Here is a 25,305-nt window from a genome sequence, read left to right as displayed (position 1 = left end):
TATGAAAGTCTTTATCAGTTCAGTGATCACAGGCTTCGAGTCGGTTCGGCACTCGGCGAGAGAGGCAGTGGAAACCCTGCGCCATGAGCCGGTGATGGCGGAAGATTTTGGCGCGCAGCCCTCGTCGCCGCAGATCGCTTGCCTCGGTGGTGTACGTGAGGCCGACGTGGTCATACTTGTGCTCGGCGAGCGTTATGGGCCGTTTCAAGACCAGTCCGGCTTGTCAGCAACCCACGAAGAGTATCGTGAAGCACGGGAAACTAAGCCTGTGCTGGCCTTTGTACAGGAAGGCGTCGAAAGGGAGCTGCGACAGAGGGACTTCATATCGGAAGTCCAGTCATGGGCAAGCGGTCACCTGCGTTTGGGTTTTGACAGGCCGGATGATCTCCGCCAAAAAATCGTACGAGCGTTACATGACTATGAGCTCGCCACAGCGGTCGGCTCGCTTGATCCACAAGAGCTGATCGACTGCGCCATCGCGATGGTGGAGCCGGTTGACCGGCATCGCCTCAGCCCAGCACCGCTACTTTGTCTGTCGGTGGTGCCGGGTCCGGTGCAAACCGTGCTGCGTCCGGTTGAAATCGAAAGCCCGGCCCTGGCAGACGCGTCACACCAACGCGCACTGTTCGGCGAAGAACGGTTACTTGATCGAAAAGCCGGGACCGAGACCCGGGTCGAGCAATCCCGGCTCGTGCTTTCGCAAGAAGCGGGGGGATGCGTATCGATCGATGAAAACGGCGCCATCTCTATACGGGTGCCTCTTGAAGATCCTCGGCGATCGGATGCTGTGTTCGGAGGGCTCCCAGCTCTCATAGAAGAGGTTGTCGAGGAGCGCCTCGCAGCTGCGCTTGCGTATTCGAGTTGGCTACTGGATCACGCGGATCCCACGCAGCGACTTTCGCATGTGGCTGTAGCAACTTTCATAGAGGGGTCTCATGGTATTGCATGGCGCACGCGCGAAGAGCATTCAGCCCGCCCGAATTCGATCACGCATGGTTTTGGTGGCCATAGTCGACGCGAGGCCGTTTCGGTTGACCGATCTAGGCCGGCTCTTCGTCTTCAGGCGGGCCGGATCGTCGAAGACCTACTCGTGTTGAATCGGCGACAATGGAAAAAAGCGCGATAAGGGCGCCGATCGAGCGGATTCGGCTGGCTACAGATACTGAATAAAGACCCAAGGAACGACCATGGCGAGGACGCAGCTATCTCAACGGTACTCGGGACGTGAGAACACTGTTACAAACAACACGATGTTGCTGCTGTCTCGTATCTACAGCTTTTCGCCCTTGCGCCTCGAGAGTCTCCTGAGTGAGCTGTTTGACGGTACCGACATCTCTATCGGCCTCACTTTTCAACAGCAACGAGCTTCGTCGTCACGCTAGTCCGTGCCCGACGCCCGACATTCGCGGACCTCTGCCAAGCCATGACAGTTCTGTTCAGCGAACATGAAACAGAGATGAAGGGCTGGGCGGAGGATTATCAGACCTACTGCGCCGACGAAAATCTCTTCGACACGAGCAAGCATACGATGCGGGTCGTGCCCTGCGGAGACAGATTCGATTTGAACCTGCGCTACGGCGTGTACTTCCACCCTTCCGGCAGGTCCTACAGTCCGCATCGCTATCGGTCTGTATCGAGGCAAGGCGGTACGGGCGCTTACTGACGTGGAAAGCGTATTCGATGTCACTTTCGATCTTGAGAGCGACAGCGTCGACAAGACCTGCGTCGCCGGTGAGTCACCGGATCGATTCGACGACCGTATCAAGATGATCATTCGTTATGGCATCAAGGAGTGCGGCTATAGCAATCTACGTTGGGGCACCACTTCTTCTGTGGCGAACCCCAATCGACATATTTCCAGAAGACATCCAAGTTCGGCACCCAAGGGGCGCGCTTCTTGGATTTAAGCCACTACGTCGAGGACGAGTGCTTCGAAAACGATTATCGTCTGGCGGAAGCCCTCGGCAGAAATCCTGGACCCGACGAGTCACCTCTGGCCAGCCGTGTGGTTCACGGGGCGGTGAGAATTCCGCGCACAACCAGGATTCAGGCCGGCCTATAACGAAATAGCGGGATTACCTATTAGCCGTTAAGAGCAGTTTATATGAGCGAAAAAAATAAAACCGAGCGCGTTATTTTACTCGATGACCCGGAAGGAGAAGATAGCTTTGCTAGTGGGGGACACACTAGATCGGCATCGGCACTAGCGGACACAATAATTGATTTTGAGGGGAACAATCGATCAATTGGGCTGAAGGGTAAATGGGGGGCGGGTAAATCCACTATCGTTAAAATAGCAGAAAAAGAACTTAGGACTCGGAAAACCAAAATAAATTTCGCTGTGTTTACTTTCGATTTATGGGCGAATTATAACGACCATTTCCGAAGGGTTTTTTTGGAGAATTTACTCGATTGGACGGTGGGTAATATTCCACATATGGATCGTTTTGTGGATACTAAACGCGATCAAATTCGTGATAGAAAAATACAAATAAAAACTAGTAATCAAAAGCTTACGGGTTTTTATGGGATGGCGCTGTTTATTTTTTTGCTGGCCCTGCCAGTGATTTATTCATGGTTAAGTCCTTTGGCGATACTTGGCGACCAAAACCAGTTAAATTTCACGCGGCCCTCGCTTTTCGCCATTTATTTATTGGCAGCTATGGCAATATTTGTTTTTATTGCCGTGGTTTACAACTTCTTTTTTCACGAGCCAAAAATCGGTGGGAAATATTGGGCGAGAGCTCACTTTGCGAAAGCGCTCGGCCGTGCTTTGCTCCCGTTTTCTAAGCAATCAGAAACAACGAGTATTACACAAAATATTCGCGAAGAAGATCCGACTAAGTACGAATTTGATCATCACTTCCGCGAGATCGTTTCGGAAATTCAAAAGAATGAAAACCGCCTGATTATTGTTTTCGATAACGTAGATCGGCTACCGCCCGATCTGATTGTAAAGGCCTGGTCTGAAATACGCAGCGTATATGTAACAAGTGAGAGCCATGTTAAAAGGCTCAGAGAAGCAGTAACGGTCATTATTCCGTTCGACGCGAAGCATGTTCTGGAGGCGCATCGACCTACAGATCAAAATGTCACCGAAGGCGATATCGGGCTAAATGACTCAGCAAAGAGGGCAGCGCATAGTTTGGAAAGCCAAGACGTGTTTCGTAAATCGTTTGACGCGGTTTTCACCGTTGCGCCACCTGTATTGTCGGATGCTGCCGCATTTTTTCATGAGAAGATCGGTATAGCGACCAAGGGGTTTGCTGGCGTAGAGGCCGCCCGGAAAATATACCGTATTTTTGATCTTAACCTTCAGGACAAGGGGGTTCCCTCAACTCCTCGGCAACTAGTGGACTTTATTAATTCAGTTACGGCGCTTTGGGTTCAGCGTGCAAGCACCATACCTTTGGAAGCGATCGCTGTTTATGTGGTTCACCAGGAGCAGATTGAGCGTAATCCGGCCAATTTACGGCGCCCGGGCTTGATTGGCCACAGGTATGAGGACCAAGCCAACTGCGCGGATTTACACAGGTATCTGGCCGCGCTTGCTTATAACGTCGAAACTTCCGTCGCTTATCAGGTATTGCTCGATAAAGAGATAGAACGCGCTTTCACTGAATACGATAAAAAAGCGATAGCCAGCCTCGCGGAGTCACCCGGCTTCGATGCGATGCTTCACATCGTCTTCGAAGAGAGCTCTCGGCGGTGGGCAGCTGAATCCGTAACTAGTTTCTCACATGCCGTCGCCGGGCTGACGCTAATTGATATCTCGGAAACCGTTTTAAGAGACAGCGTCCGGCCTCTGATTGAAGCCATATCGAGTTTGGCGCCTCAAGCGCGTTTTCGGCGAGAAACATTCGATTTGGTGTTTAAAGTGGTTCTGTTATGCCGAGATTATGATGTCCCAGGAGTGTTCGTCGGCCTAACTAATTGGCTTCGTCGCTCCTTGCCAGAGGGCACGGATAGGGATTTCAAGGTTGGTGAAAAGTGGGCCTCTGTAGTTCGTACGTTGCTGGACGTAGTTGATCAGCGAGGGGACCAGAGTGTGGAAAAACTGCTTACTAAAATTGACGTTCCTGAAGGGACAACTTTCGTCTTAGGAGCAGCATGCGCATCAGATCTTAACGATATGACCATCAAAAGGATGAATCTTACTTTAGATCATAGTGCGATCGCTGTGCAGCTGGAGACGTACGTTGTCCAAAAGCCCATCGAGTTTTTCCGTATTTGGGGTCAGATAGGCTCGGAAATTGGCGAAGACGTCGTAGACAGGCTTTTTCGAATCTTGGCCGACGATTTAAAGGGAAAACCGCAAGGCGGAAGTCCGAAGCCATTGGCGTACAAGCTAGAGAATTTGGTTATTCTATACGCGGACACCACCGCGAATCGCCAGGAGAGGTTTAGCATTTGCGAAAGCCTTGTTGATGATTATGCTCTATTCAAGCATGCGGTAGAAGTTGAGGAGGAGGAAGGGGACTCGGGTACAGAGACAGCACACGTAGAGGGGTTAGTGTTGTTTCTAGTGACACTCATACACAAGGATCTGCAACTACCGGATAAAAACCTTCAAAATCATCCGTTGGGCGATTTAAATGAGATCAAGCACTGGATTAGTAGGAGAGAGAGTGGTTCTGGCAACGAAGCCGCGCTTGACATGTTTGCGGCGCAGATCATTCTGACCGACACGCTGTCCGAGTACATTCAGGCGGCATCAACAAGAGCACACGAATTGCTTCAACGCGTAGTGATACGCGTGGTGGATCGGAAAGAGGCTGTTCCAACTGTGGATGTGCTAGTGGCGCATTTTGACTTTCTCGTAAGACTATTGAGTACAGAGGCGCTTAAGGGGCTCCTCACTAAGTGTGTAGATCTTTGGCCGAAGGACAATTGGAAACGTCTCGATGTAGCCGCTCTTTCGCCGACTTTCGTTGGTGTCCTAAGTGCTCAGAAGGAAGAGCCGTGGCGGAACGTTCTTGAGGGCGTTGATCGGTGGTTGCGCGAGACGGATGCTGAGCAGTGGGCGGTGGTTTTTGAACGGGAGGACCCGCGCTTGGACCTGTTGAGAGTGAGAGTTGCGCGGGGTGGTCTGACCTTGGCTCCTTCAAAATTCCAGAGGCCTTTGCGAGATCACTTCGTGGAGGTTTTGACCGGGAACGTCGAGCCGAGCGGCGAGTTCGACGTGTTTTTGCGAGCACTCCCCAGTACAACTAGTGAAAGCGTAAAATTAGAAATGCTGGAAAGTCTAAGTGGCAAGCAGGTTTCGCTCGAAGGTCTCAGCCGTGCTTTAACTAGCTATGCTCATACGTTGCGCGAACTGCCCTTGGCGCAGGCGAACAGGGTGGCGATAACGCGGCTTCTTAGTCCATTGATTAGTTTAGATGACCATGAATCATCGAATATAATTCGGGCTTGTGAAGAGGATTGGCGGACGGTCTTGAGTAGTGCAGCCGGTGCCGACGTCGAGCTGATTAATGAGTTGCTTGAGGGGCAGATGACGTCGGAGCAACCCGAGGAAACTCGGGCACGAGCGAAGATGATCGCTGAGCTTTTGGGTCTTGATTTTTCTAATGCGTGAGTAAGTATCAAAGGCGCCGCGGCTATCCCCGATTATTGAGCAGCACGCCGAACGGGCGACCGACCCGAGGTCTAATCGCCGCATTAGACCCGAGAGGGTATCTCCCGTCACTATGCAATCGCGACCCTAATTACATCGCAGCTATGGGGAATAAGTCGGACCGCAGGGAGATACTGAGTTCAGATATGACGCACTAAGTAGACTGGCAATGTATAATTTAGTAAGGCTTATTTCCTAGCTAGTAAACGCAATGTCCGAAAATGCCGACATCCTTCCTCTCGACCAGGAATGGGAGGCCAGCAAGTCCGCACTCATTCGGCGTCTGAAACGCGTCGAGGGGCAAGTTCGCGGCTTGCAGGCTATGCTGGAACGTGATGCCGAATGCGAGGACGTAGCGGTTCAAATGACCGCTGCCCGCAAAGCGCTCGACCGGACCTTCTATAACATGCTGTCCTGCGTAATCGAGCGAGAGCTGTCTTGCCAGAAGCTTGATGCGGCCGATGCGCGCGAGCGTCTTAAGTACGCTACGGAGCTATTGTCACGCTACGGCTAGGTACGAGTTCCCGAAAGAAACCGATCGGCTAGCCACCCGCCCAATAATATGGCGGGGAGAAAGATAGCGGCTTCTCGAAAGTTGAATACCAAGGCGGCCAAGGCCGGTCCGGGGCAATAACCTGCTAGCCCCCAGCCAACTCCAAAGAGGGCGGCGCCCGATAGTAATCGTCGATCGATAGTCAGCGAGCTGGGTCGGTGGAATGTAGACCCGAATAGCGGGCGTATCCGTTTTCCCAAGAAAGCATTCGTAAGGCTGAATACGGCGAGAGCCATGGCCATGACCAGAGCAAGGCTCGGATCCCACCGGCCGACGGGATCCAGAAAAGCGAGCACTTTCTCCGGGTTCACCATTCCAGAAATCGTCAGCCCGATACCAAAGACCAGGCCGGACGCTAGCGTGATCACGTACTGCATCCGCTCAGCCCGTAAAAAGATGTCGCGTGATAACCGCTGTAACCACGCCGCAGATAAAGAAGACAAGGGTGGCAGCAATGGATCGCGTCGAACCGCGCCCAATTCCGCACACGCCGTGGCCGCTGGTGCAGCCTGACCCTAATCGTGTGCCCATGCCAACCAGCACTCCGCCAGCTATGAGCAGAGGCGTCGGAAAGTTCGTGCGTTCCGGCACGGCGTTCGCGCTGAATAGGGCGATTAGTACAGCGCCGCCGACTATGCCAACCAGGAACATACCTCGCCGCATACGGTCGTCCGTGCGACGCCTTACGACACCGTGCAAATGGCCGGAGATTCCAGCAATACGGCCCGTTCCGATCCATAGCAATGCCGCCGCCGCGCCGATAAGCGCACCGCCGGCCGACGCAGTCAGCGGCGTGAAATCAAACACGTCGAACACGAAGTTATTCCGTTAGATCCGGGCGTGGCTTGGGTTTCGGCCAGTGCCAGTCCAGTCCGCGGAGCATGACCTGCCAGTACAAGGCCGGGAAAAATTGGCTTTTGATTGGCCAGTACATTCGCCGCGAGGTCCGCGGATCCAGTGGAAAACTAGAGACCACTTGACCACCGTAGCGGAATTCGGCCAGCATGACCTTGCCATGCGCGACCGTGAGTGGGCACGCCCCGTAACCGTCGTAAGTACGTTTTTTAGCCGATTCCCCCAGGGCCGCGCGCAGTTCAGCGACCACGACTGGGAACTGGCGGCGTACGGCGGCCATGGTCTTCGCATTAGGGGTGTCGGTGCAGTCACCCAAAGCCAGCACATTATCGTAGCGGGTATGCGTGAGCCGGTTCTTATCGACGGTGACCCAGCCGGCGTCGCCCGCGAGTGGACTTCCCTTGATAACGTCCGGCGCAGACTGCGGCGGCACGACGTGAAGCATGTCAAACGCACGCGTTACTGGCCCATCGTCAGTCGAAAAGGTGGCTTCGTGCTTTTCACCGTCCACGGCCACCAGATTGTGTTTGAAATAGGGCGTCGCTCCATACGAAGCAATAACTTTATCGAGCTCCCGCGCATAGGCGGGGACCCCGAACATCGCACCGCCTTGATTATAGAACCCGATCTCCGCCGAAATCCCACGTTTGCGTAGTGTATCGGCGGTCAAGTAAAGCGCTTTCTGCGGCGCGCCGGCGCACTTGATTGGCATAGCCGGCTGCGTAAACAACGCCTTGGCGCCATCGGTCAGCGATTGGGCCAACTCGTGGGTATAGGGTGCGAGGTCGTATCGATAGTTCGAGGTTACGCCGTTGCGCCCCAGTGTCTCGGACAGACCCTGAATGGCTTGCCAGTCGAGTTGGAGGCCTAGTGCCACTACCAAAAAGTCATAGGTGACCGACTCGCCGGAGGCCAACTCGACGCGATTGTCGTCCGGTGCGAACGCGCTGATCGTGGCCCGGATCCAGCGGGCCTTGTCCGGCATAACCTCTGCCTCGCGCCGCTTTGTGTCTTCGGCCTGCATGTCGCCACCACCTACGAGCGTCCAGCCCGGCTGGTAGTAATGCGCGTCGCTCGCCTCGATTACAGCGACATCAAGTTGAGGCGATTGCCTCAGTAGGGCGGCGGCGACTGATAGCCCGGCTGTACCACCGCCCGCGACAACGACGCGATGATGGCTTGTGTTGCTCGACATGATTTACTCCGTCTTGCTACGTATACCCCTAAGGGTATAATAGAACCCGAAGGCATTTGCAAATAACCGATTCTTAGGTTGGTGCAATCCTGGTTTCCACAGATTAGAAGGAAGACAACCATGGCGAGCGGCACTCCGGAAGTCGTCGGATTCTTCGACGAAAAGACTTTCAGCGTTCAGTACGTCTGTGTCGATAAAGTCAGCAAACGCTGTGCGATCATCGACCCGGTACTGAACTACGACGAGAAATCGGCGAGCACGAGCACGGAATCCGCCGATAAGATCGCGGCGTTCGTGCAGTCGCGCGGGCTCACGGTCGACTGGATTCTGGACACACATCCGCATGCGGACCATCTGTCGGCAGCGATCTATCTTCAGGGGCTTTTCGACGCGCCGCGCGCGATCGGCGAGCACGTCATCGACGTCCAAAAGCTCTGGAAGAAGATCTACAACTTCGGTGACGACTTCAAAACTGACGGACACCAGTGGGATCGGCTTTTTGGCGATGGCGACACGTTCACTGTCGGCGAGCTTGAGGCGAGGGTTATGTATTCGCCGGGTCATACCCTGGCCTCGATCACCTACGTGATCGGCGATGCCGCGTTCGTGCACGACACGCTGTTCCAGCCCGACTTCGGTACCGCACGAGCAGATTTCCCAGGCGGCGATGCAGCCACACTCTATCGCTCGATCCAGGCCATTCTTGAGTTGCCGGACGAGACTCGCCTTTTCACCGGTCATGACTACATGCCGGATGGGCGAGAACCGCGCTGGGAGTCCACGGTGGGCGAACAGCGGGAGCGTAACCCGCATCTGCAGAACATGGACGAATCCGCGTATACGGGCTTGCGAAACAAGCGTGATGCGGAACTACCGCTGCCCGCGCTCATGCTCGCCGCGCTTCAGATCAATACGCGGGGAGGGCGCCTCCCTACGCCGGAGAATAACGGCATCGCGTACCTGAAGATCCCAGTGAACGCCTTCTAAAGAGAGCGAGGCAATGCGCAACGTTCCTCACCGAAGAGCCGGCGCCAGTCGCATACCCACTCATTCAGCAGGGGGAGAACGATAGGAGCTCGATTAACATCGGGATAGAGGAAGAAGGCCGCATAAGCGCCGGCGAAGGTTTGAAAAAAAGTGCTCACTGATTGCTATACGTTGTATCTGCAAACGCAAAATGTCCATTGGAACGTAACCCGCCCGCGCTTTCGTGAGTTGCATCTTATGTTCGAGGAGCAGTACACGGAGTTGGCTGCGGCCGTGGACGAGATCGCGGAGCGCATACGCTCGCTCGATCAGGTCGCGCCGGGTACATGACGGCAGTTCTCGAGTTCGAGCTCGATCTCCGAGGCCGAAGACGTGCCCGATGCAGACCGTGTGGTCGAGGTTATAGCTACGGGACATGTGAAGGTCGTGAATATATGCGCGATGCACTGCGACGCGCGCCGCATGCCGACGACGAATCTTCGGTGGCTCTTGTCTCCGATCGTATGCGCGAGCATGAGAAGACGGCTTGGATGTTGCGGCCGATGGTTAGCTAGGGGAGAGCACGAACAGGCTTACTGGGGCACCACCGCATAGCCGCGATTTTGAAAGATCACCAGATCGCTGAGCGCAGACAGCGCGACATCGACGTCATTGTTGACCCATGACTGATCGAACGCATGCTTTGCGAGCGCCTGGCCACATACGTGCAGGGTGACGCCCGCCTTGCTCAGTGCGGCGATCAGCGACGTGTTGGGGTTGGCCTGTCTGAACTGTTTCTTGTATTGCGCGTCGTTCAGAATACCGGGTGTCGCTGGCCCGTGAACCACAACCACGAAGTCGAGCTTTTCAGCGGGCACGCCGGCCGATGCGAACACGTTCACGGCCCGTGCGACGCGTTCCAAGCCCGGGTTCAGCTGGTCGGGGCTCTTCGCTGCTTTGGTCACATCGAATACGGCTTTGTGCTCGGCCTTGACTGAGGGCTGATTGGCTGCTTCGGGGAGCGGTTTGATGCCGCCATAGCTTTCGATGGCCGGATGCCGCCAGTCGCCCCCTGCGGCCACGGCGGGGGCAGCACTAGCCAGTACCAAGCTGAAAGTAATCACAGTCATGCGAAATATCGGGTTCATAACGAACTCCTTTATGCGTAACGGAATGGTTGAAAGAATAGGCTGGGCGTGTCCGATTCCCTGCCCCCAAGCCTTTGGGTCGGTGTCAGCCGGGCATGTGTCGGGTATCGTCGGCAATGGGCAACCCATGCGCCGCGCGCGCAATCCAGACCGGCCAACCGTCGTTCGAGCGTTACGCGGCGCTCAGGCGCTTGAATGGCGGTGCGCTTAGCCGACGCTGTTTCAAGTGCGTCGGCGGCCGTGCGATCATTCATCCGATTACACAACGCCGGAATGGATTTGTGCTGAGCCGTGACCGCCGTTGGCAGGCAGCACGCGTCAGCAGAGGACGCCGTGAGGGCCACGAATGCCGTGGTGAGAGCCACAATCAGGGTTTGGGCCCCAGGACTTTCTCCACGTCCTCGCCGCGTGGCATGCCCTGTTTGAGGCCGACATCGCCGTTGGCCTTGCGATAGAGAATCGTCGGCGTGGCGAAATAACCCAGCGCTTCCATGAGAGTGTTGTTGTCCCGGACCTTGTCGCGAGCAGTGTCCGACATATTCTCGGCGACTTCGATCCCGCCGCTGGCATAGTTGCGCTCCTGACGTTCCAGTGCAGCCTCGGGATCATCGGCGCCGAGGATCGTGGCCGCCTTCGCCACGCTGTCGGCTTTGAGAATACCGACCATGACGTGGCGGATCTGGACGTCACCCGCTTCCACCCAGGGGCGTGCTGTCTGCCAGAACTCGTTGCAGTAAGGGCAGTTCGGATCGGTGATCTCGTAGACGATACGGGGCGCCTCGGCGTCACCATCACGGACCCAAGTGGCGTCTTCCAACTGGTCCCAAGCCTTCTTGTTCTGCGGTCCCGACGATATACGCTCCAGAGGGTCGGCCGTCAGATTGTTGCCCTGTTCGTCGACTAGCGTGCCGAGTACTGCATGCTTGCCGTCCTCCGTTACATAAATCGCCATTGGCCGGCCCTGGACGGTAGCGGCGTATCCGGTCAGCCCGCTTGGGGCATCGAAAGAGCCGAGAATATTCATTCCACGATCCTCCATCGCCGCCACGGGCGCCGGTGAATCGGTGTCTTCATCGGGGGCGGCCCACGCCACTAGCGTGTACATGCCGATGGCGGCAGCAGTAATCGTCAGGATTAGAGATAGGGGTGCGATTCGGGTCATGGTTGTTCCTCGTCATTGTTAGAAGCGATGGATCCCGTGTTGAAGCGTTCGAGAGCAGCGGTGAGCGTCGCGCGCGACAGCTGGCCCAGATGGCTGTCAACCAGTCGCCCTTCGCCGTCGTAGAACAGTGTCGTAGGCAGTGCGGCAGACCCGGCTTGCTTGGCCAGACGTCCGGCCGGGTCGCGCAGCACGTGGTCGATGTGCAGGTCTTGGCTGTCTAGGAAACCCTGGATGGTGGGCGTCGCCTCCGCCTGGTTCGCGAATACGAACAACACATCATCGCGCTCATTCTGAGCGGCCTCGAGGACGGGCATCTCCGCACGGCAGGGCGGACACCAGGTCGCCCATAGATTGACCACCATCGGCCGGCCCTCGGCTTCGGCCTGTAGCGTAGCGAGATCGGTGGCGCGGCCATCCAGCGTCTGCAGCCGTGCCTCGGGCAGGCTCGCCGCCTGCTGTTCGATCAAGGTGAGCGCGCCGCCGGTCAGCCCCCAGGCGAGGCCGCCGGCGACCAGCGCGGCGGCCAGCGGTGCGCGCAGCAGCGGCCGGCGCCAGACCACGAAGCTTGCGTAGGCGGCCATGCCCAGCAGCCCGCCGATCGCATCGAAACCGCCGTCACGAATGTCGAAAATGCCCAGCGGCGCCGGGCGGTATTCGCCGAAATAGCGGATCACGAACACCAGCCGGGCCGCCACCGCGCCGGCCAGCGCCAGGTTGAACAGCGTGTCGGTGATCGGCACTTCACGCCGGCGCGCGGCAACCTTGCCGGCTATCAACGCCGTAATCAGCGCGAAAAGCATCAGGGCATGGGCGACCGAGATCGCCAGCGGGCCGAGGTTGAAGGACAGCATCAGGAATTCTCCAAGTCGTCACGTGCGCGCTCGAGGTGATCGAGGAAGGCCTCGGCGTCCAGCTCGCCGACGATGCGCGCGCTGCGGGCCTCTTCGCCGTCCGGGCCGATCAGCAGCAGGGTGGGTGGGCCGACGACGCCGTAGTGGCCCATCAGCGCGCGGTCGGCGGCGTCGTTGTCGGTCACGTCCGGGCGCAGCAGCTGCACGTCGTCCAGTGCCGCCTGTACGCGGGCGTCGCCGAAGACTTCGGATTCGATCACCTTGCACGAGATACACCAGTCGGCGTAGAAATCCACGACCGTCCAGCGGCCGTTTTCGCCGGCCTTGGCCACTTGCGCATCAAGAGCGTCGAGATCGGCCACGGGCTCAAAACGGGCCATGAAGTCGTCTGTCTGCGCACCGGCTTCGCCGCCCGCGTCGGTCGTGTTCGCGGGCGCGCCGGCAAAGGCCAGCGGCCGCATCGGATCGCTGGCGCCACCGGCGGCGCCGATCACCAGCAGCGCGCCCCAGAGGCCGATCAGAAGGCCGGCTACGCGCGCGATCATCGCTAGCGGTAGCGTCGCCTGGGCGGCGCGCAGCGCGACCTGATAGAGCGTGGTGCCGATGGCGAGCAGCCACGCGCCCCACAGTCCGAGCATCCAGGGGGCGGGCGTCACGCGGGCGACGAACCACAGCGCCATGCCCAGCAGGACGAAACCGAACACCGCCTTCACGCCGTTCATCCACGGCCCCGGGCGTGGCAGGAATCGGGCCCCGAGGCTGCCGGCGAGGACCAGCGGCGCGCCCATGCCCAGGCCGAGCGCGAACAGCGCGCTGCCGCCGATTAGCACGTCGCCGGATTCGGCGATGAACAGCAGCGCCCCGGCCAGCGGCGCGGTCATACACGGGCCGACGATCAGCGCCGATAGTGCGCCCATGACCGCCGCGCCGCCGAGGCTTCCGCCGCGCTGGGCGCTGCTGGCGCGATCCAGCCGGTTACGCAGGGCCGCCGGCAGCTGCAACTCGTAGACGCCGAACATCGCCAGCGCGAGTGCCACAAACACGAGCGCGAATGCGCCCAGCACCCAGGGGGTCTGAAGTGCGGCCTGCAAGTTGGCGCCGGCCAGCGCCGCGGCGACGCCGAGTAGGGCATAGGTCAACGCCATCGGCAGCACATAGGCCAGCGACAGCGTCAGGCCGCGCCGGCCGCGCGCGCCGCTGCCCACGATCAAACTGGTCAGGATTGGAACCATGGGCAGTACGCAGGGTGTGAATACCAGCAGCAGCCCGAGCCCGAAGAACACCAGTAGCACCCAGGCCGTGTTGCTGTCTGACAGCTGCGCGGCCAACGACTGGTCCTCGCCGAGGGCGTCGGATTTCCCAGCTTTGGCTTGCGTCGTCGTAGTGCCGGCGCCTTCGTCGTTCGAGTCCACGGGGGCGGCCGTGCCGCCGCCCAAGTTGTAGTCGGCCAGATCCAGCGTTGCGCGCTGCGGTGGATAGCATAGGCCGGCCTCCGCACAGCCCTGCCAGGTCAGTTCGACGGTTTCAGCGTTACCGGGGTCGACGCGGACCGCGACCGAGTCGTGATATACCTCGGATTTGCCGAAGAATTCGTCCTCGATGGGCTGGCCGTGCGGCATCTCGACGGCGGCCACAGGTGCCGGTTTGCCGGCAAAATCGAATTGATGCCGATACAAATAGTAGCCGTCAGCGATCGTCCAGCTTACGGTCAGCGTGTCGTCCGCGTTGACCGAGACGTCATAAGTAAAGGCCTCGCCCACGGAAAGGAAATCGTTTGACGAAGCCGTACCGGCGGCCAGCGCACTGGGACCGCACAACAAAATCAAGACCACAATGGCCAGCCGACGATACGGAAAAAGAGTCATTCAACGCGCTCCTGTCTTCAATGATGTAGAAGATAAGGGCCACGGTTAAGTCAGGATTAAATAATTCCCCAAGTGAGGAAATGGTCTAGGTAGTGCCCCACGAGCGGGTCGCGAACAGCGCCATCAGGTAAAGAATCGAGTAACCGAAGATACGCGACGCCAACCCACGCTTCGGCGTGTATTTCAGGCGGATCGCATAGATCAGAAACCAGCCCGGATAGGCCGATCGCGCGGATCAGGTACTACGGTCCAGTCATGCGGGTGGCGAACGGCAGCAGCGACACGGTTAACCGTAGCACTTGGGTGCGGATGTACTCGAGGCCGTGGGTGACCGGCAGCATCGGGATATAGATTTATTGGAAGGCGACCGGGTTCAGCGCCAGCATCAGGCCCGAAAGCCACCGATGGTGAACAGCACTACGAAACCGAGCGCGAACAGCATCGGCGTCTCGAAGGTCATCGAGCCACGCCACATGGTTGCAACCCAGTTGAACACTTCACGCCTGTCGGCACGGCGATGAGCATGGTCGCGAACATGAAGAACAGCTCGGCCGAGACCGGCATGCCCACGGTAAACATGTGATGCGCCCACACGATGAAGCTAAGGAACGCAATCGAGGCCACGGCGTAGACCATCGAGTCATGGCCGAACAGCGCCTTGCGCGCGAACGTCGGGATGATGGTCGACACGATGCCGAAGGCCGGCAAAATCATGATGTAGACCTCCGGATGCCCGAAGAACCAGAAGATGTGCTGGAACAAGACCCGGTCACCACCACCCGCGGCATCGAAGAAGGTCGTGCCGAAGAAGTGGTCGGTCAGCAGCATGGTCACTGCACCGGCAAGCACGGGCATGACCGCGATCAGCAGGTAGGCCGTTATCAGCCAGGTCCACACGAACAGCGGCATCTTGAGCAGTGGCATGTCCAGGGCGCGCATGTTCAGTATCGTAACCACGATACCGGGGCCTAGGCAGCGATGTATTCGGGGGAGGGGGGGAAGACGGGTGGGCGTGTCGGATATTGCGTCGACCATAGCGATCTGGGTTCTATGGCAGTATGGTTCTTATCCAACAACGTATACCCGTAAGGGTATTCCAGCAACGATTACGCAACAAACATCTGCCGGCGGTTAATCCTTACTTCATCGGTCTCGGGATAATGCCCATTACGTAAGAAAGAACGACTGAATGCATATACTTTTAATCGAAGACGATGCGCTGGTCGGTGCCGGTATTCGTTCGGCGCTCGAAACCGTTGGGTACACGGTCGATTGGTCGACAAGCGGGGAAGAGGCGCGGTTAGCTCTGAATGCGGTGGCGAGCGATATCGCCATACTCGATCTCGGTTTACCGGATATGGACGGCGTCGCGTTGTTAAGGGATTGGCGCAAGCGCGGTGTCGCCCTCCCGGTGCTAGTCCTGACAGCGCGTGATGGTCTGGCAGATCGTGTGAGCGGGCTGCAAGCGGGTGCAGATGATTATTTACTGAAGCCCTTCGATCTCGATGAACTTATAGCGAGAGTACAGGCACTGCTAAGGCGCGCAGGGGGCCACGCCGGACCGATTGTCGAGCATGGTCCAATCACCCTCGATCCCACGACGCAAACAGTGTATTGCGAGGAGCGGGAGGTTGAACTCACCCGGCGCGAATATGCACTCCTCTCCAAGCTTCTGCATGCCCGGCGATCAATTCTCACAGCTGAGCAACTTAAGGATGCCCTCTACGGTATTGAGGCCGAGGTCGAAAGTAATGCGATCAACGTCCATATCTATCATCTGCGGCGCAAGCTAGGCGCTGGCCTCGTGCGCACGGTGCGGGGCTTGGGTTATCGGTTGGGTAACGCTTCGGACATCGGTAAGCGGAGCACGCCTTGAGTCTACGCTGGCGTCTTTTATTAACGCTGGGCCTGTCCTTTGCGGCGCTGTGGGGGCTCGTTGCCGTCTGGCTATACAGCGACTTGCAGGATCAGGTGCGCGATACGTTGGACCAGCGTCTGGCCGCTTCCGCCCGGATGGTGGCGGGCCTGGTCGCCCAATTACCGGAATCGGCTTGGCAGAATACGGGCGACCCTGTTCTTTCGGTACCGAGCAGCGCTGGCGTAGCGTGTCAGATCAATGCGCCGAGCGGACGCGTTCTGATGCGCACCCACGGCCAATTCGACGATGGCCTTGAGTCGCCGGCACCCGGTTTCACCGACCGCGATATCGACGGCGAACGCTGGCGCTTGTTCACCTACGTTCAGAACGGCGTGCATATCACTACCGCTGACCGACTCGTCGAGCGTAGCGCCCTCCAACGCAACGTGATCGCGGTCGCAGCTGTGCCCTTTGCCGTAGCACTGCTCGGCAGTTTGGTAGTGCTCTGGTTCGGTATAAGACGCGGACTCCGCCCGCTCGAGCGTTTGCGTGGCGAACTATCCCGACGAGCGCCGGATACACTCACGCCAGTCGAAATCGATGATGCGCCCACAGAGCTCCGACCTGCGGTCGATACGCTCAACCAGCTGCTCGTCCGAACCGGCGAGACGCTCGCCCGCGAACAGCGTTTCACCAGCGATGCCGCACACGAACTGCGCACTCCGCTGACGGCAATCAAGACTCATGTTCAGCTTGCCAAGCGGCTTGACGGAGATAAGGCTTACGCCGCGCTCGCGCAGGCCGAGGCCGGTATCGCGCGGCTGCAGCGCACGCTCGAGCAATTGTTACTGCTCGCACGGGTCGAGGCTGGCGAGTCGCATTTCGATATGGAGCAGGCGACGAGTTCGGCGATCGCAACCGCGGCATTGGCTGATCTGCCAAACGGCGGGCGCGTCGGGATTCATGAGAATGGTGTGGCGATACCCGTTGCGGTGCCCAAGGCGTTGGCCACCGCCGCCCTGCGCAATCTGCTCGATAACGCGCTGCGGCATACGCGAGCCGATCGTGAGGTCTCGCTGGCCATTGAGCTCAAAGCGGCGCGCGTGACGTTCGTCGTTTGCGATCAGGGTGACTGGCCTGCCGATCGTGACACGCAACCCCTGACCCAGCGCTTCTGGCGCGGGGCGGCGTCGCGCGCGGGCGCCGGCAGCGGTTTGGGTCTAACCATTGCTGCCGCGATTGCCGAGCGCTTTGCCGGCGAGCTCGTCTTCGAGCCACGTCCCGGCGGCGGCCTGGCGGTGCGTCTGTCTTGGCCTCGAGCTGCACTTTCTGAGGATTGACCTGGCGACGAGGCAATAACCTAATGACCTTGAGGTTCGCACTCCAGCTGAGTACTGCGCTGCTGGCGGGAGCGATTCTGGTCGGGGCATTTGCCCCATTTTCCTTGGGATGGTTCGCGCCGTTGCCGCTCGCGCTCGTCTTCGGAGTCGGCATGACTGTGCGGCCGCTGGCCGCCGCGGCCGCAGGCTATGTGTTTGGGGTCGGCCTGTTCGGTGTCGGGGTGAACTGGATCCATGTTGCGGTCGAGATATTCGGGGCCAGTCCGTTCATCGCTTGGGCCGCCGCGCTTGGGTTGGCCGCGCTACTGGCCGTCTTCCCGGCGACGGCGTTTGGGTTGGCGGCGTGGGCTGGTGCACGCGCGGCGCCTCTGACGAAGCTGGCCCTTTGGCCGGCGCTGTGGACACTCTCCGAGTGGTTGCGAGGGTGGTTGTTAACCGGGTTTGGCTGGCTCCAACTCGGGTACGCTCCGATAAGTTCCGATTGGGTGCAATGGATCGCGCCATTTGTCGGCGTCTTGGGTGTGGGTTCCGTCATCGCCGTGGTCGCGGCCGGCCTAGCAGCGATTACCGTCACCCGCAGGGCCTGGCCTGCGCTGGCGACAGGCGTTTTATGGGTTGGACTTTACGCACTTCCGGGGCCGGCACAGCCGATCGGAACAGATGCTACGGGCGGTTCGATCACGATCCTTCTGGTACAGGGCGATATTGCTCAGACGCGAAAGTGGAGGGCTGACGAGCGTGAGGCGATAATCGATCAATATTGTGCGCTCAGCGCGCCATATTGGGATCGCGCGGATCTTATCGTCTGGCCGGAAACCGCGATTCCCGCCGTGTATGTAAACGGTCGATCGTCGCCCTATGTCGAGCTTGCACACTTAGTGAATCATCACCGGGCTCGACTTATCGCGGGCACGCTGCGTCGGGGCGACGGCGATCTCTACAACAGCATGATCGATATCGGATCGGGCCAAGCGAGCGACAAGCGCCACCTGGTGCCATTCGGCGAGTACGTACCTTTCGGTGAATGGCTGCGTCCACTTCTTGGCGACGCGACGGTGCCGGCCGTTGATTTCGCAGCGGCCCACGCCACGAGCACGCTCCCGGTCGCGGGCGCGCGAGTGGGTCTGCCGATCTGCTACGAGATCGCTTTCGCGCGCGACGTTCGTCCCGCGGCGGCCCCGAGCGGGCTGCTGGTTAATGCCAGCGATGATGTTTGGTTCGGACGGAGTATAGGCCTTTGGCAGAATCGCGAGATCGCACGTATGCGCGCTATCGAAACCGGCCGCCCCGTAGCCCGCGCGACCAATACAGGGCTGACCGCCGTCATCGGCGCCGACGGGTCGTTGAACGCCACGATCGCACCGTTTCGCCCGGGCGTGCTGCAAGCCACGATTAAGCCGCGCGCGGGTATCACACCGTTCGTGCGTTGGGGAAACGGCCCGCTGGTCGGGTTTTGGGCCGGCATTGTCTTAGCTGTCGTAGTTGGCCGGAAGAGATTTCACGTCATCCTGACTTAATCGCGCGCGAGGAAGCTACCTGCAAATGCTGTCGCAAGAGAACTCATGACATACGCCATACGATTCCTGACGTGCCTGCTGTCTGTCTGGGCTATCTCCACCGTGGGGTTGGCCGCCGAGCGCGTGACGCTGCTGCATACCAATGACCTGCATGGGCGTCTGTTGCCGTTTGATGTCGCGCCGGGCAGCGCGACCTCGCAGACGGGTGACCCCGGAAGGGAAGAGGCGCAATTTGATGGCGCTGGCACGATAGGCGGCGTGGCCTGGCTGGCGCAGGCCATAGAAAGCGAGCGCGAGACACGGCCGGACAACACCGTAGTGCTGCTCGACGCTGGGGACACGTTCGGCGACAGCTATATCGGCAACGCGACGCGTGGTGAAGCGATGATCGAAGCGATGAACGCGATCGGCTACGACATGATGGCACTCGGCAATCACGACTTCGACTACGGATTAGAACGCACACAAACGCTCGCCAGAACGGCAGAGTTTCCGATCCGGGGGGCAAATGTTCGCGAGCCTGATGGCACGCCCGTACTTGGCCGACCGTGGCAAGTGTTCAAACGCGGTGGGATACGGGTGGCCGTACTCGCGCTCGGCTACCAAAACACCAACGAGACAGGAAATCCGGACAATTTTTCGACGCTGAAATTCGGCGACGGTATCGCTGCCGCGCGCGAGTATCTACCCCGAATGCGTGCGGCTGCCGACGTAGTCGTCGTGCTTTCGCATCAGGGAACAGCGGTAGATCGTGCGCTGGCGCGTTCGGTCGACGGTATCGACTTAATCGTTGGCGGGCATTCGCACGATCGCATTGCGCCGCCCGAGCGTATCGGCGATACGTTCATCGTCCAGGCAATGGCCGACGGGGCTATGCTTGGTGTGACCGAACTGGTCTTCGACGAGGACGGCCGCCTCGAGGGCGTCGAATCGCGAGCGCAGCCGGTGTGGCATGCGGACTTCGAAGCGGATCCGGCGGTCGCCGAACTCGTGGCTGGGTACGTCGAACCGCATCGCGGGCGTATGGAGGCGGTGCTCAGTCTTGCTGTAGACCGGATCGACCGGCAGTACAAGTCGCCGAGCGCGTTTGACCGGATCGTGGGTGAAGCGATGCGCGATCAAACTGGGACAGACGTTGCGCTTATGCCGGGTGTGGGCTACGGCGTATCGATCTCGCCGGGTCCGGTGACGCGAAAGAAACTCTACACGCTGCTTCCGCATCCCGCGAAGCTCGTCACTCTCGAGCTCACCGGTGCTCAGGTCGGGTCGGTGCTTGAGCAGAGCGCCACCAATCTGGCGCCCGCCGAACCGTTAGACGAGGTGGGCGGCTTGGTGCAAACCGCCGGAATCGGCTACACGATCGATTTCCGCAAGCCAATCGGAGAACGCGTTCACGATATCGTTATCGACGGCCGGTCGCTCCAGCCTAACCGATCCTACACGGTGGCCACGAACACAGGCATGGCGCGCGGTTTGCACCGTTACGCTGCCTTTACGAACGCCGAAAATATGACGATTCACGATCTGACTGTGACCGACGTGATGGCCCAAGCGCTGAAAACACGGAACATTCTGACGGCACCTCCAATGAACGAGGTACGTCTCATTCGGGCCGTGGCTGAGTGAGTAGACAAAGGCTGGCCGGTTCGGCTCCGCTGAGTGGCAGCCTCGCCACAGGCTATCTGCGGTTCCGGGAGAGACAGGGCGGCAGGTTTAAAGCGCACCGGCTAATTGCAAGCACGATAACGTTCCTTGACTAAAACCCGGTTGTTGTTTGGGTCGAGCTAGCCGATGTCGTCACCAAATGGATCAAATCGGCAGAGGCTTTATTCTCGTGCAGCGCGTGACCTGGTATCGCCAAGGTGCAACGTTTGTATCCAACTAGTGCTTATTTGGCGGGGTTTTTACTAGCAAGGCCACGGAAGTGCCAAGTGAGTGGTTTCGGCCCTTGGATATAGCCGGCGTCGAGCGTGTCTATGGAAAAGCCTGCGTCGGTCAGTAACTCGGGTACGTCGCGATCTAGGTGACAACCGCCTGCAATATGCCGCCACGCCGGCGTAAGGCGCTGCTGCCAACGCGCCACTTTCGCCTCCGGCGAGCGGCCGTGTTCGCAGAACAGCATCGTGCCGTTCGGTTTGAGCACGCGGCGCATTTCGCGCAGGGCTAAGGACGGATCGGGAATACTACACAGACTATAAGTCACTAGCACGGTGTCGAAATGGTCGTCTTCGGCCGGTATCTGTTCGGCGCTAACGGCCATTAGCGATACGGATAGGCGCGTTTCGGACAGCCGTCGCCGCGCACGCGGATGCATTTCAGCCGCGGGATCAAGCCCGACGATCGTATCCACGTTCGCTGGGTTGTAGTGGGGCAGGTTACGGCCGGTCCCGATACCGATTTCGAGCACACGCCCGCGCGCCTGAGGAACCAGACGCGCGCGTTCACGCTCTACGGCAGGCAGGCCGCACGCGCAATCAAGCACGTGCGGCAGGATATAGCGGTTGTACAGACCCATGCGGCAGACTCAGTCGAGTTTCTTTTGTATCGCGGCGAACAGGGGCGACTCGGGGTTTAGGCCCGCATCCAAGCCGACCTGAAGCGCTTCGTCCGCGTTTTTACCCTGAAGGTAGCGTGCACGATAGGCCATAAGCCCGCCCACGCGGTTCGAGCTCCCGCAATGCACGATTGCCGGGCGCTGATCCTCTGCGAGTGCTGCGTCAAGCGTGCGCGCACTCGCGTCGTTGATGTCCTCGGGGCCGGCGACAGGAATATGAACGTAATGCATTCCTGCATCGGCTATCAGCGCGGCTTCATCGAACTCATTGAATTCGCCGGCGGGCCGCAGATTGACGACGGTTCGCACACCGCCAGCCAACGCTTCTTTCAGCTGTGCCGCTGACGGCTGGCCGGCTGCGACCACGTTGTTCTCAAGCGGGTGGGCATTGGCTATGTTCGAAGCGTAATCGGTCATGGGGTCTCCTTCGGTTCGAATGCGCGATTGGTCACGGCCGGTTCACCTTGGCGGCCGTTCCCGAGGGTGGGGCATCTTGACCGAGCACGACGCCGTTCACGGTCTGGCCGTACATCGAGTGCTCGCCGTGGTATTGCTCCGCGGTCTCGCTGACCGATCCGGTGAAACGCGGATCCTGCGGGCGCTCTTGGCTGTCGATAAATCGGGCCACATCCCAAGCCTGTTGATCGGATAGCGTCGCCGCGCCCAGCGGCATGTTGGCCTTGATGAAACCGGCGGCGGTGTTCACGCGATGCATGCCCGCGCCCCAGTTGTAGGAGCGCGGTCCCCACAGAGGCGGAAACGCCAGACTGCCGTCCGCTGCTCGCTGACCTTGCCCGTCACTGCCATGACACAGGGCGCAGTGGTCGGCGAACACCTGTTTGCCGCGTGTGAAGCTTGGTGGCTGTTCGGGGGCCTCGAGTTCGGGATAGCCGCGCCCCGGGAGATTCTTGGCAACCGGCGCGCCGCTGGCCAGCCAATAGGCATAGGACTCGAGCGCGACGAGCACCTCGTCACCGCGCGGCGGCGGTGTGCCGTTCATGCTGTAGCGAAAACAGCCTTGGATACGCTCGGCGAAATCGTTGACGTGCTTGTTCTTGCCACGATACGCGGGGTACATCGCCCACGCCGCCCAGAGCGGCGCGGAATCCGGCCGACGGCCTTCGTCTAGATGGCAATTGGCACATTGCAGGTCGTTACCGACGAATTGATCGGCGTGCTGCTGCGTGTCGGTGAAGATGTCGCGGCCTTTACGAACCATGGCGCCGAACTCGTCGTCCGGGATCTCGCTGCGTGCGGGTGGGGCAAAATCGGCAGCCGCACTCGCAGCGCCGGGCTGCGCCGCGCCCGGAAGCGGTTCGCTTCTCTCGGACGGCGTGTTACCCGATACAGCCACGTCCTCAGATTTCGTGGCGCTCTCTGTCGTGTCGTCTTCATCTGCGGAAGCGACGTCGGCAGTTTTTGCCGGTGCTTGCGTCGGCGCGCTCTGATCCCGCGTGCCAACCCAGAAAATGACTGCGGCGAGCATTGCAAACGACACCGCGACCGTTAGAAGCGGAATACGATTACTCATGATCTAGCCCCTTGGCGGGTGCCGGTGATTGCGCAGCGAAGTATTGGGCGACCGGCTTGATATCGGATTCGTCCAACTTAGCTGCGATCGACGCCATCAAGCCCATCGGGCCGCCTGGTCGCTTGCCATTGCGCCAGGCCCGCAACTGACCTGCGAGATAAGCTGCTGGTTGGCCGGCGAGGGCGGGGAAGTGCTCGCCGACACCCACACCCGCCGGGCCATGGCATTGGACACACGCGGGAATATCGCTCGCCCAACGGCCATGTTCCGCGAGCTCGGCGCCAGTATCGGGTGGGTTATCCGATTGTCCTTTGCTTGCCTGCGCGCCTTCTGTTGGAAGCTGGCTGTAATAGGTGGCCATCGCGCTTCGCTGGTCCGTAGACAACGCACTAGCAATCGGCTGCATGACCGCATTCCCGCGCGCGCCACTGGCAAAGGCGTCGAGCTGCGCCTCGAGATAGGGCGCGCCGAGCCCGGCAAGGCGGGGAAAGCCGGCGGCCGCATTGCCTTCGCCATGCGCGCCATGGCAGCTACTACAGGGCGCGATGTTCTCGCCGAGGCCTTGATTCGCTATATCGCTTGGACTTGCCTGTACCCAAGGCGAGACCGATAGAAGCCACACAAGCGCAGAAAGGGTGCATTTACGTATTGCCATTGTTAGAGCCTCCGCTTGGACCATTCCATCGTACCCCTACACGTATCTGTATACTACCGAGGCATAAAGATAGAGCAATTAGTTCTATCGGAATTAATCTGCAGATGGTCGATGAGCGCCATGAGTGTGATCTTCGGAATTCTTGTAGGCCTTGCCCTTGGCCTGACAGGCGGAGGCGGTTCAATTTTCGCAGTGCCGCTATTGGTTTACGGCCTCGGCGAACCGGCGCAGGCTGCGGTAGCGGTATCCCTCGGCGCAGTCGCATTTACCGCGGCGTTTGGCGCAGCAGAGTCCTATTGGCGCGGCTTAATCGAGCTCAGGGCAGGACTCATCTTTGCAGTGGCAGGAGTTGCGACTGCGCCCGTCGGGGTCTATCTGGGCGATCTAGTTGACGAAGCTACGATTACGGCGCTATTCGCTGGCGTGATGATCCTCGTGGCTACAAGGATGTTTCGAAGCGCGCGCCGTGCGGGTGATGACTCGAAAGTCGTACGGGCGAGGCCGGCCGCCGACGCTCATGACGACCCGGGCACCGTTTGTCACTACAGCCGCGATGGTCAACTCCGGCTGAATGCGCCATGTAGCGCAGCGCTTGTAGCCGTCGGAGTTCTCGTCGGTGTCCTCTCCGGCTTTTTCGGCGTGGGTGGCGGCTTTCTAATCGTACCGGCGCTGATCATGATCACCGAAATGGGAATTCACAGAGCGGTCGCGACTTCCCTTTTGGTGATTACGCTTATTGGGTTATCCGGACTCACATCAGCGGTTTTTTCCGGTCGTGATATCGACTGGGCACTGACCGGCTTATTCATACTCGGTGGTGTTATGGGCATGATCGGAGGCCGTACGTTGTCACGGTATATCGCTGGCCCGTCGTTGCAACTGGCTTTTTCGATTGCCATGCTGCTCACAGCGGGTTACATGATCCTCAAAACGTACTCGTGATTTCAGGGATTGCGCTAGACGAATGGCCGGGTTCGGCGTTGGATTCAGTCGATCGAGCCAATAACACGTTGATAGCGCTGGGCCGGATGGCCGTAATCTAGCGTTCTACACCGGCACTCAATGCTGGTTTGCTCGCGTTAAACTGCATCGCCAAAAGCAAATCTGCTGGTTACTCATGCCGACACTTGTGGTCTATACCTGCGCTGCGCTTGCTGAGATCGCCGGCTGCTTCGCGTTCTGGTCTTGGCTCCGATCGGGGAATAGTGCGCTATGGCTTTTTCCGGGCATGGTTTCACTGGCGGCGTTCGCTTGGTTATTAACGCTCAGCCCCGCTGATCAAGCAGGACGCGCTTACGCTGCCTATGGAGGCCTATATATAGTCGCTTCAATCCTTTGGATGTGGGCTATAGAAGGGCACGCGCCAGACGCCTGGGACGCACTGGGCGGAGTGGTTTGTCTTGCCGGCGCAGCGATCATTCTGTGGGCCCCGCATACGACGTGACGCTTGTGCTCGCATCGCATACATCAGGGCAAACTAGGTGAGCCGCTCTTTGCAAGTCTGTATTGGGTGGTGCCCCAACCAAAGACATCGGGTCACGCTAAATACCCAAGACTCGACCGCGAATCCAGCGCTGCGAGGCTCGCCCCGCGCCGAACTGAAAGAGGTAGACGAACAACGGCTCGATCGATCAACCG

At 59.1% G+C, this 25,305-nt stretch carries 23 protein-coding genes and 2 pseudogenes; 13 read left to right on the top strand and 12 right to left on the bottom strand.

Annotated elements, in window-relative coordinates:
- Position 1 precedes the first annotated feature (1 nt).
- The 5 genes from SADO_RS14760 to SADO_RS14740 all read left to right on the top strand — a co-directional run bounded on the left by SADO_RS14760 (position 2) and on the right by SADO_RS14740 (position 6,131).
- The gene (locus SADO_RS14760; RefSeq protein ID WP_353112745.1) at positions 2–1,126 is read left to right on the top strand and encodes a DUF4062 domain-containing protein; all 1,125 of its coding nucleotides are present in this window, start codon (positions 2–4) and stop codon (positions 1,124–1,126) included.
- Positions 1,127–1,423: 297 nt separating this feature from the next.
- Positions 1,424–1,663 carry a hypothetical protein gene (locus tag SADO_RS14755; protein ID WP_353112743.1) on the top strand — a complete coding sequence of 80 codons (240 nt, stop codon included), beginning with the start codon at positions 1,424–1,426 and terminating at the stop codon, positions 1,661–1,663.
- A 1-nt stretch (position 1,664) separates the two neighbouring features.
- Positions 1,665–1,907, top strand: a complete 243-nt coding sequence (locus SADO_RS14750) for a hypothetical protein (protein ID WP_353112741.1) — start codon at positions 1,665–1,667, stop codon at positions 1,905–1,907.
- A gap of 197 nt (positions 1,908–2,104) precedes the next feature.
- Positions 2,105–5,578, top strand: coding sequence for a P-loop NTPase fold protein (locus tag SADO_RS14745; RefSeq protein WP_353112739.1), 3,474 nt, complete (start codon positions 2,105–2,107; stop codon positions 5,576–5,578).
- A gap of 250 nt (positions 5,579–5,828) precedes the next feature.
- Positions 5,829–6,131 (top strand): metal-sensing transcriptional repressor, encoded by a 303-nt coding sequence (locus SADO_RS14740; RefSeq protein WP_353112737.1) that lies wholly within the window; start codon positions 5,829–5,831, stop codon positions 6,129–6,131.
- Here SADO_RS14740 and SADO_RS14735 read toward each other — a convergent pair.
- The 3 genes from SADO_RS14735 to SADO_RS14725 are packed head-to-tail and all read right to left on the bottom strand — an operon-like array spanning position 6,128 to position 8,220.
- Positions 6,128–6,547 (bottom strand): DUF6691 family protein, encoded by a 420-nt coding sequence (locus SADO_RS14735; protein ID WP_353112735.1) that lies wholly within the window; start codon positions 6,545–6,547, stop codon positions 6,128–6,130. The two genes, SADO_RS14740 and SADO_RS14735, sit on opposite strands and share 4 nt — an antisense overlap.
- 4 nt (positions 6,548–6,551) lie before the next feature.
- Positions 6,552–6,986, bottom strand: coding sequence for a YeeE/YedE family protein (locus SADO_RS14730; RefSeq protein WP_209065012.1), 435 nt, complete (start codon positions 6,984–6,986; stop codon positions 6,552–6,554).
- Between the two features lie 4 nt (positions 6,987–6,990).
- Positions 6,991–8,220: an NAD(P)/FAD-dependent oxidoreductase gene (locus SADO_RS14725; protein WP_353112733.1), complete on the bottom strand. Its 1,230-nt coding sequence runs from the start codon at positions 8,218–8,220 to the stop codon at positions 6,991–6,993.
- A 120-nt stretch (positions 8,221–8,340) separates the two neighbouring features.
- Between SADO_RS14725 and SADO_RS14720 the strand changes: the two genes are divergently transcribed.
- A complete protein-coding gene (locus tag SADO_RS14720; protein ID WP_353112731.1) occupies positions 8,341–9,207 on the top strand; it encodes an MBL fold metallo-hydrolase in 867 nt (288 codons plus the stop codon).
- A 62-nt stretch (positions 9,208–9,269) separates the two neighbouring features.
- Positions 9,270–9,761: pseudogene (locus SADO_RS14715) on the top strand (Dps family protein).
- 18 nt (positions 9,762–9,779) lie between these two features.
- On the opposite strand, the gene SADO_RS14710 reads toward SADO_RS14715, so the two are convergent.
- The 5 genes and pseudogenes from SADO_RS14710 to SADO_RS14690 all read right to left on the bottom strand — a co-directional run.
- Positions 9,780–10,334 (bottom strand): DsrE family protein, encoded by a 555-nt coding sequence (locus tag SADO_RS14710; protein WP_353112729.1) that lies wholly within the window; start codon positions 10,332–10,334, stop codon positions 9,780–9,782.
- A gap of 367 nt (positions 10,335–10,701) precedes the next feature.
- The gene (dsbG, locus tag SADO_RS14705; RefSeq protein WP_353112727.1) at positions 10,702–11,496 is read right to left on the bottom strand and encodes a thiol:disulfide interchange protein DsbG; all 795 of its coding nucleotides are present in this window, start codon (positions 11,494–11,496) and stop codon (positions 10,702–10,704) included.
- Positions 11,493–12,347, bottom strand: coding sequence for a prolipoprotein diacylglyceryl transferase family protein (locus SADO_RS14700; RefSeq protein ID WP_353112725.1), 855 nt, complete (start codon positions 12,345–12,347; stop codon positions 11,493–11,495). Before SADO_RS14700 ends, dsbG begins: the two co-directional genes overlap by 4 nt.
- Positions 12,347–14,212 (bottom strand): protein-disulfide reductase DsbD, encoded by a 1,866-nt coding sequence (gene dsbD, locus SADO_RS14695; RefSeq protein WP_353112723.1) that lies wholly within the window; start codon positions 14,210–14,212, stop codon positions 12,347–12,349. Before dsbD ends, SADO_RS14700 begins: the two co-directional genes overlap by 1 nt.
- 356 nt (positions 14,213–14,568) lie before the next feature.
- A pseudogene (locus SADO_RS14690) lies at positions 14,569–15,172 on the bottom strand (cbb3-type cytochrome c oxidase subunit I); the annotation flags it as partial.
- 229 nt (positions 15,173–15,401) lie between these two features.
- Between SADO_RS14690 and SADO_RS14685 the strand changes: the two are divergent.
- Genes SADO_RS14685 through SADO_RS14670 form a run of 4 tightly spaced genes read left to right on the top strand, consistent with a single transcriptional unit; the run spans position 15,402 to position 20,553 of the window.
- The gene (locus SADO_RS14685) at positions 15,402–16,088 is read left to right on the top strand and encodes a response regulator (RefSeq protein WP_353112721.1); all 687 of its coding nucleotides are present in this window, start codon (positions 15,402–15,404) and stop codon (positions 16,086–16,088) included.
- Positions 16,085–17,410, top strand: a complete 1,326-nt coding sequence (locus SADO_RS14680) for a sensor histidine kinase (RefSeq protein ID WP_353112719.1) — start codon at positions 16,085–16,087, stop codon at positions 17,408–17,410. Before SADO_RS14685 ends, SADO_RS14680 begins: the two co-directional genes overlap by 4 nt.
- A 23-nt stretch (positions 17,411–17,433) precedes the next feature.
- Positions 17,434–18,927 (top strand): apolipoprotein N-acyltransferase, encoded by a 1,494-nt coding sequence (gene lnt, locus SADO_RS14675; RefSeq protein ID WP_353112717.1) that lies wholly within the window; start codon positions 17,434–17,436, stop codon positions 18,925–18,927.
- 45 nt (positions 18,928–18,972) lie between these two features.
- Complete coding sequence (locus SADO_RS14670; protein WP_353112715.1) at positions 18,973–20,553, top strand: bifunctional metallophosphatase/5'-nucleotidase; 1,581 nt, start codon at positions 18,973–18,975, stop codon at positions 20,551–20,553.
- Between the two features lie 262 nt (positions 20,554–20,815).
- Here the strand turns inward: SADO_RS14670 and SADO_RS14665 are convergent, their stop codons facing one another.
- The 4 genes from SADO_RS14665 to SADO_RS14650 are packed head-to-tail and all read right to left on the bottom strand — an operon-like array spanning position 20,816 to position 23,667.
- Positions 20,816–21,442 (bottom strand): class I SAM-dependent methyltransferase, encoded by a 627-nt coding sequence (locus SADO_RS14665; RefSeq protein ID WP_353112713.1) that lies wholly within the window; start codon positions 21,440–21,442, stop codon positions 20,816–20,818.
- Between the two features lie 9 nt (positions 21,443–21,451).
- Entirely contained in the window at positions 21,452–21,898 is a 447-nt protein-coding gene (locus SADO_RS14660; protein ID WP_353112711.1) for a protein tyrosine phosphatase family protein, read from the bottom strand.
- 31 nt (positions 21,899–21,929) lie between these two features.
- Entirely contained in the window at positions 21,930–23,012 is a 1,083-nt protein-coding gene (locus SADO_RS14655) for a c-type cytochrome (RefSeq protein ID WP_353112709.1), read from the bottom strand.
- Complete coding sequence (locus SADO_RS14650) at positions 23,005–23,667, bottom strand: c-type cytochrome (protein ID WP_353112707.1); 663 nt, start codon at positions 23,665–23,667, stop codon at positions 23,005–23,007. Before SADO_RS14650 ends, SADO_RS14655 begins: the two co-directional genes overlap by 8 nt.
- A gap of 120 nt (positions 23,668–23,787) precedes the next feature.
- Between SADO_RS14650 and SADO_RS14645 the strand changes: the two genes are divergently transcribed.
- Entirely contained in the window at positions 23,788–24,609 is an 822-nt protein-coding gene (locus SADO_RS14645) for a sulfite exporter TauE/SafE family protein (RefSeq protein ID WP_353112705.1), read from the top strand.
- A 175-nt stretch (positions 24,610–24,784) separates the two neighbouring features.
- Positions 24,785–25,111, top strand: coding sequence for a YnfA family protein (locus tag SADO_RS14640; protein WP_353112703.1), 327 nt, complete (start codon positions 24,785–24,787; stop codon positions 25,109–25,111).
- Positions 25,112–25,305: the final 194 nt, after the last annotated feature.

It is taken from the genome of Salinisphaera dokdonensis CL-ES53, assembly GCF_040361215.1.
Classification (GTDB): domain Bacteria; phylum Pseudomonadota; class Gammaproteobacteria; order Nevskiales; family Salinisphaeraceae; genus Salinisphaera; species Salinisphaera dokdonensis.
Note: the sequence above shows the minus strand (reverse complement) of the source record. Positions and strands in the feature narration are given on the sequence as shown.

Excerpts from the sequence above, each read along its gene's own strand:
- SADO_RS14655 (WP_353112709.1), bottom strand. The coding sequence starts at position 23,012 with ATGAGTAATCGTATTCCGCTTCTAACGGTCGCGGTGTCGTTTGCAATG.
- SADO_RS14720 (WP_353112731.1), top strand. The coding sequence starts at position 8,341 with ATGGCGAGCGGCACTCCGGAAGTCGTCGGATTCTTCGACGAAAAGACT.
- SADO_RS14710 (WP_353112729.1), bottom strand. The coding sequence starts at position 10,334 with ATGAACCCGATATTTCGCATGACTGTGATTACTTTCAGCTTGGTACTG.
- dsbD (WP_353112723.1), bottom strand. The coding sequence starts at position 14,212 with ATGACTCTTTTTCCGTATCGTCGGCTGGCCATTGTGGTCTTGATTTTG.
- SADO_RS14640 (WP_353112703.1), top strand. The coding sequence starts at position 24,785 with ATGCCGACACTTGTGGTCTATACCTGCGCTGCGCTTGCTGAGATCGCC.
- SADO_RS14725 (WP_353112733.1), bottom strand. The coding sequence starts at position 8,220 with ATGTCGAGCAACACAAGCCATCATCGCGTCGTTGTCGCGGGCGGTGGT.
- lnt (WP_353112717.1), top strand. The coding sequence starts at position 17,434 with ATGACCTTGAGGTTCGCACTCCAGCTGAGTACTGCGCTGCTGGCGGGA.
- SADO_RS14660 (WP_353112711.1), bottom strand. The coding sequence starts at position 21,898 with ATGACCGATTACGCTTCGAACATAGCCAATGCCCACCCGCTTGAGAAC.
- SADO_RS14760 (WP_353112745.1), top strand. The coding sequence starts at position 2 with ATGAAAGTCTTTATCAGTTCAGTGATCACAGGCTTCGAGTCGGTTCGG.
- SADO_RS14745 (WP_353112739.1), top strand. The coding sequence starts at position 2,105 with ATGAGCGAAAAAAATAAAACCGAGCGCGTTATTTTACTCGATGACCCG.
- SADO_RS14650 (WP_353112707.1), bottom strand. The coding sequence starts at position 23,667 with ATGGCAATACGTAAATGCACCCTTTCTGCGCTTGTGTGGCTTCTATCG.
- SADO_RS14645 (WP_353112705.1), top strand. The coding sequence starts at position 23,788 with ATGAGTGTGATCTTCGGAATTCTTGTAGGCCTTGCCCTTGGCCTGACA.
- SADO_RS14755 (WP_353112743.1), top strand. The coding sequence starts at position 1,424 with ATGACAGTTCTGTTCAGCGAACATGAAACAGAGATGAAGGGCTGGGCG.
- SADO_RS14665 (WP_353112713.1), bottom strand. The coding sequence starts at position 21,442 with ATGGGTCTGTACAACCGCTATATCCTGCCGCACGTGCTTGATTGCGCG.
- SADO_RS14735 (WP_353112735.1), bottom strand. The coding sequence starts at position 6,547 with ATGCAGTACGTGATCACGCTAGCGTCCGGCCTGGTCTTTGGTATCGGG.
- dsbG (WP_353112727.1), bottom strand. The coding sequence starts at position 11,496 with ATGACCCGAATCGCACCCCTATCTCTAATCCTGACGATTACTGCTGCC.
- SADO_RS14700 (WP_353112725.1), bottom strand. The coding sequence starts at position 12,347 with ATGCTGTCCTTCAACCTCGGCCCGCTGGCGATCTCGGTCGCCCATGCC.
- SADO_RS14685 (WP_353112721.1), top strand. The coding sequence starts at position 15,402 with ATGCATATACTTTTAATCGAAGACGATGCGCTGGTCGGTGCCGGTATT.
- SADO_RS14740 (WP_353112737.1), top strand. The coding sequence starts at position 5,829 with ATGTCCGAAAATGCCGACATCCTTCCTCTCGACCAGGAATGGGAGGCC.
- SADO_RS14670 (WP_353112715.1), top strand. The coding sequence starts at position 18,973 with ATGACATACGCCATACGATTCCTGACGTGCCTGCTGTCTGTCTGGGCT.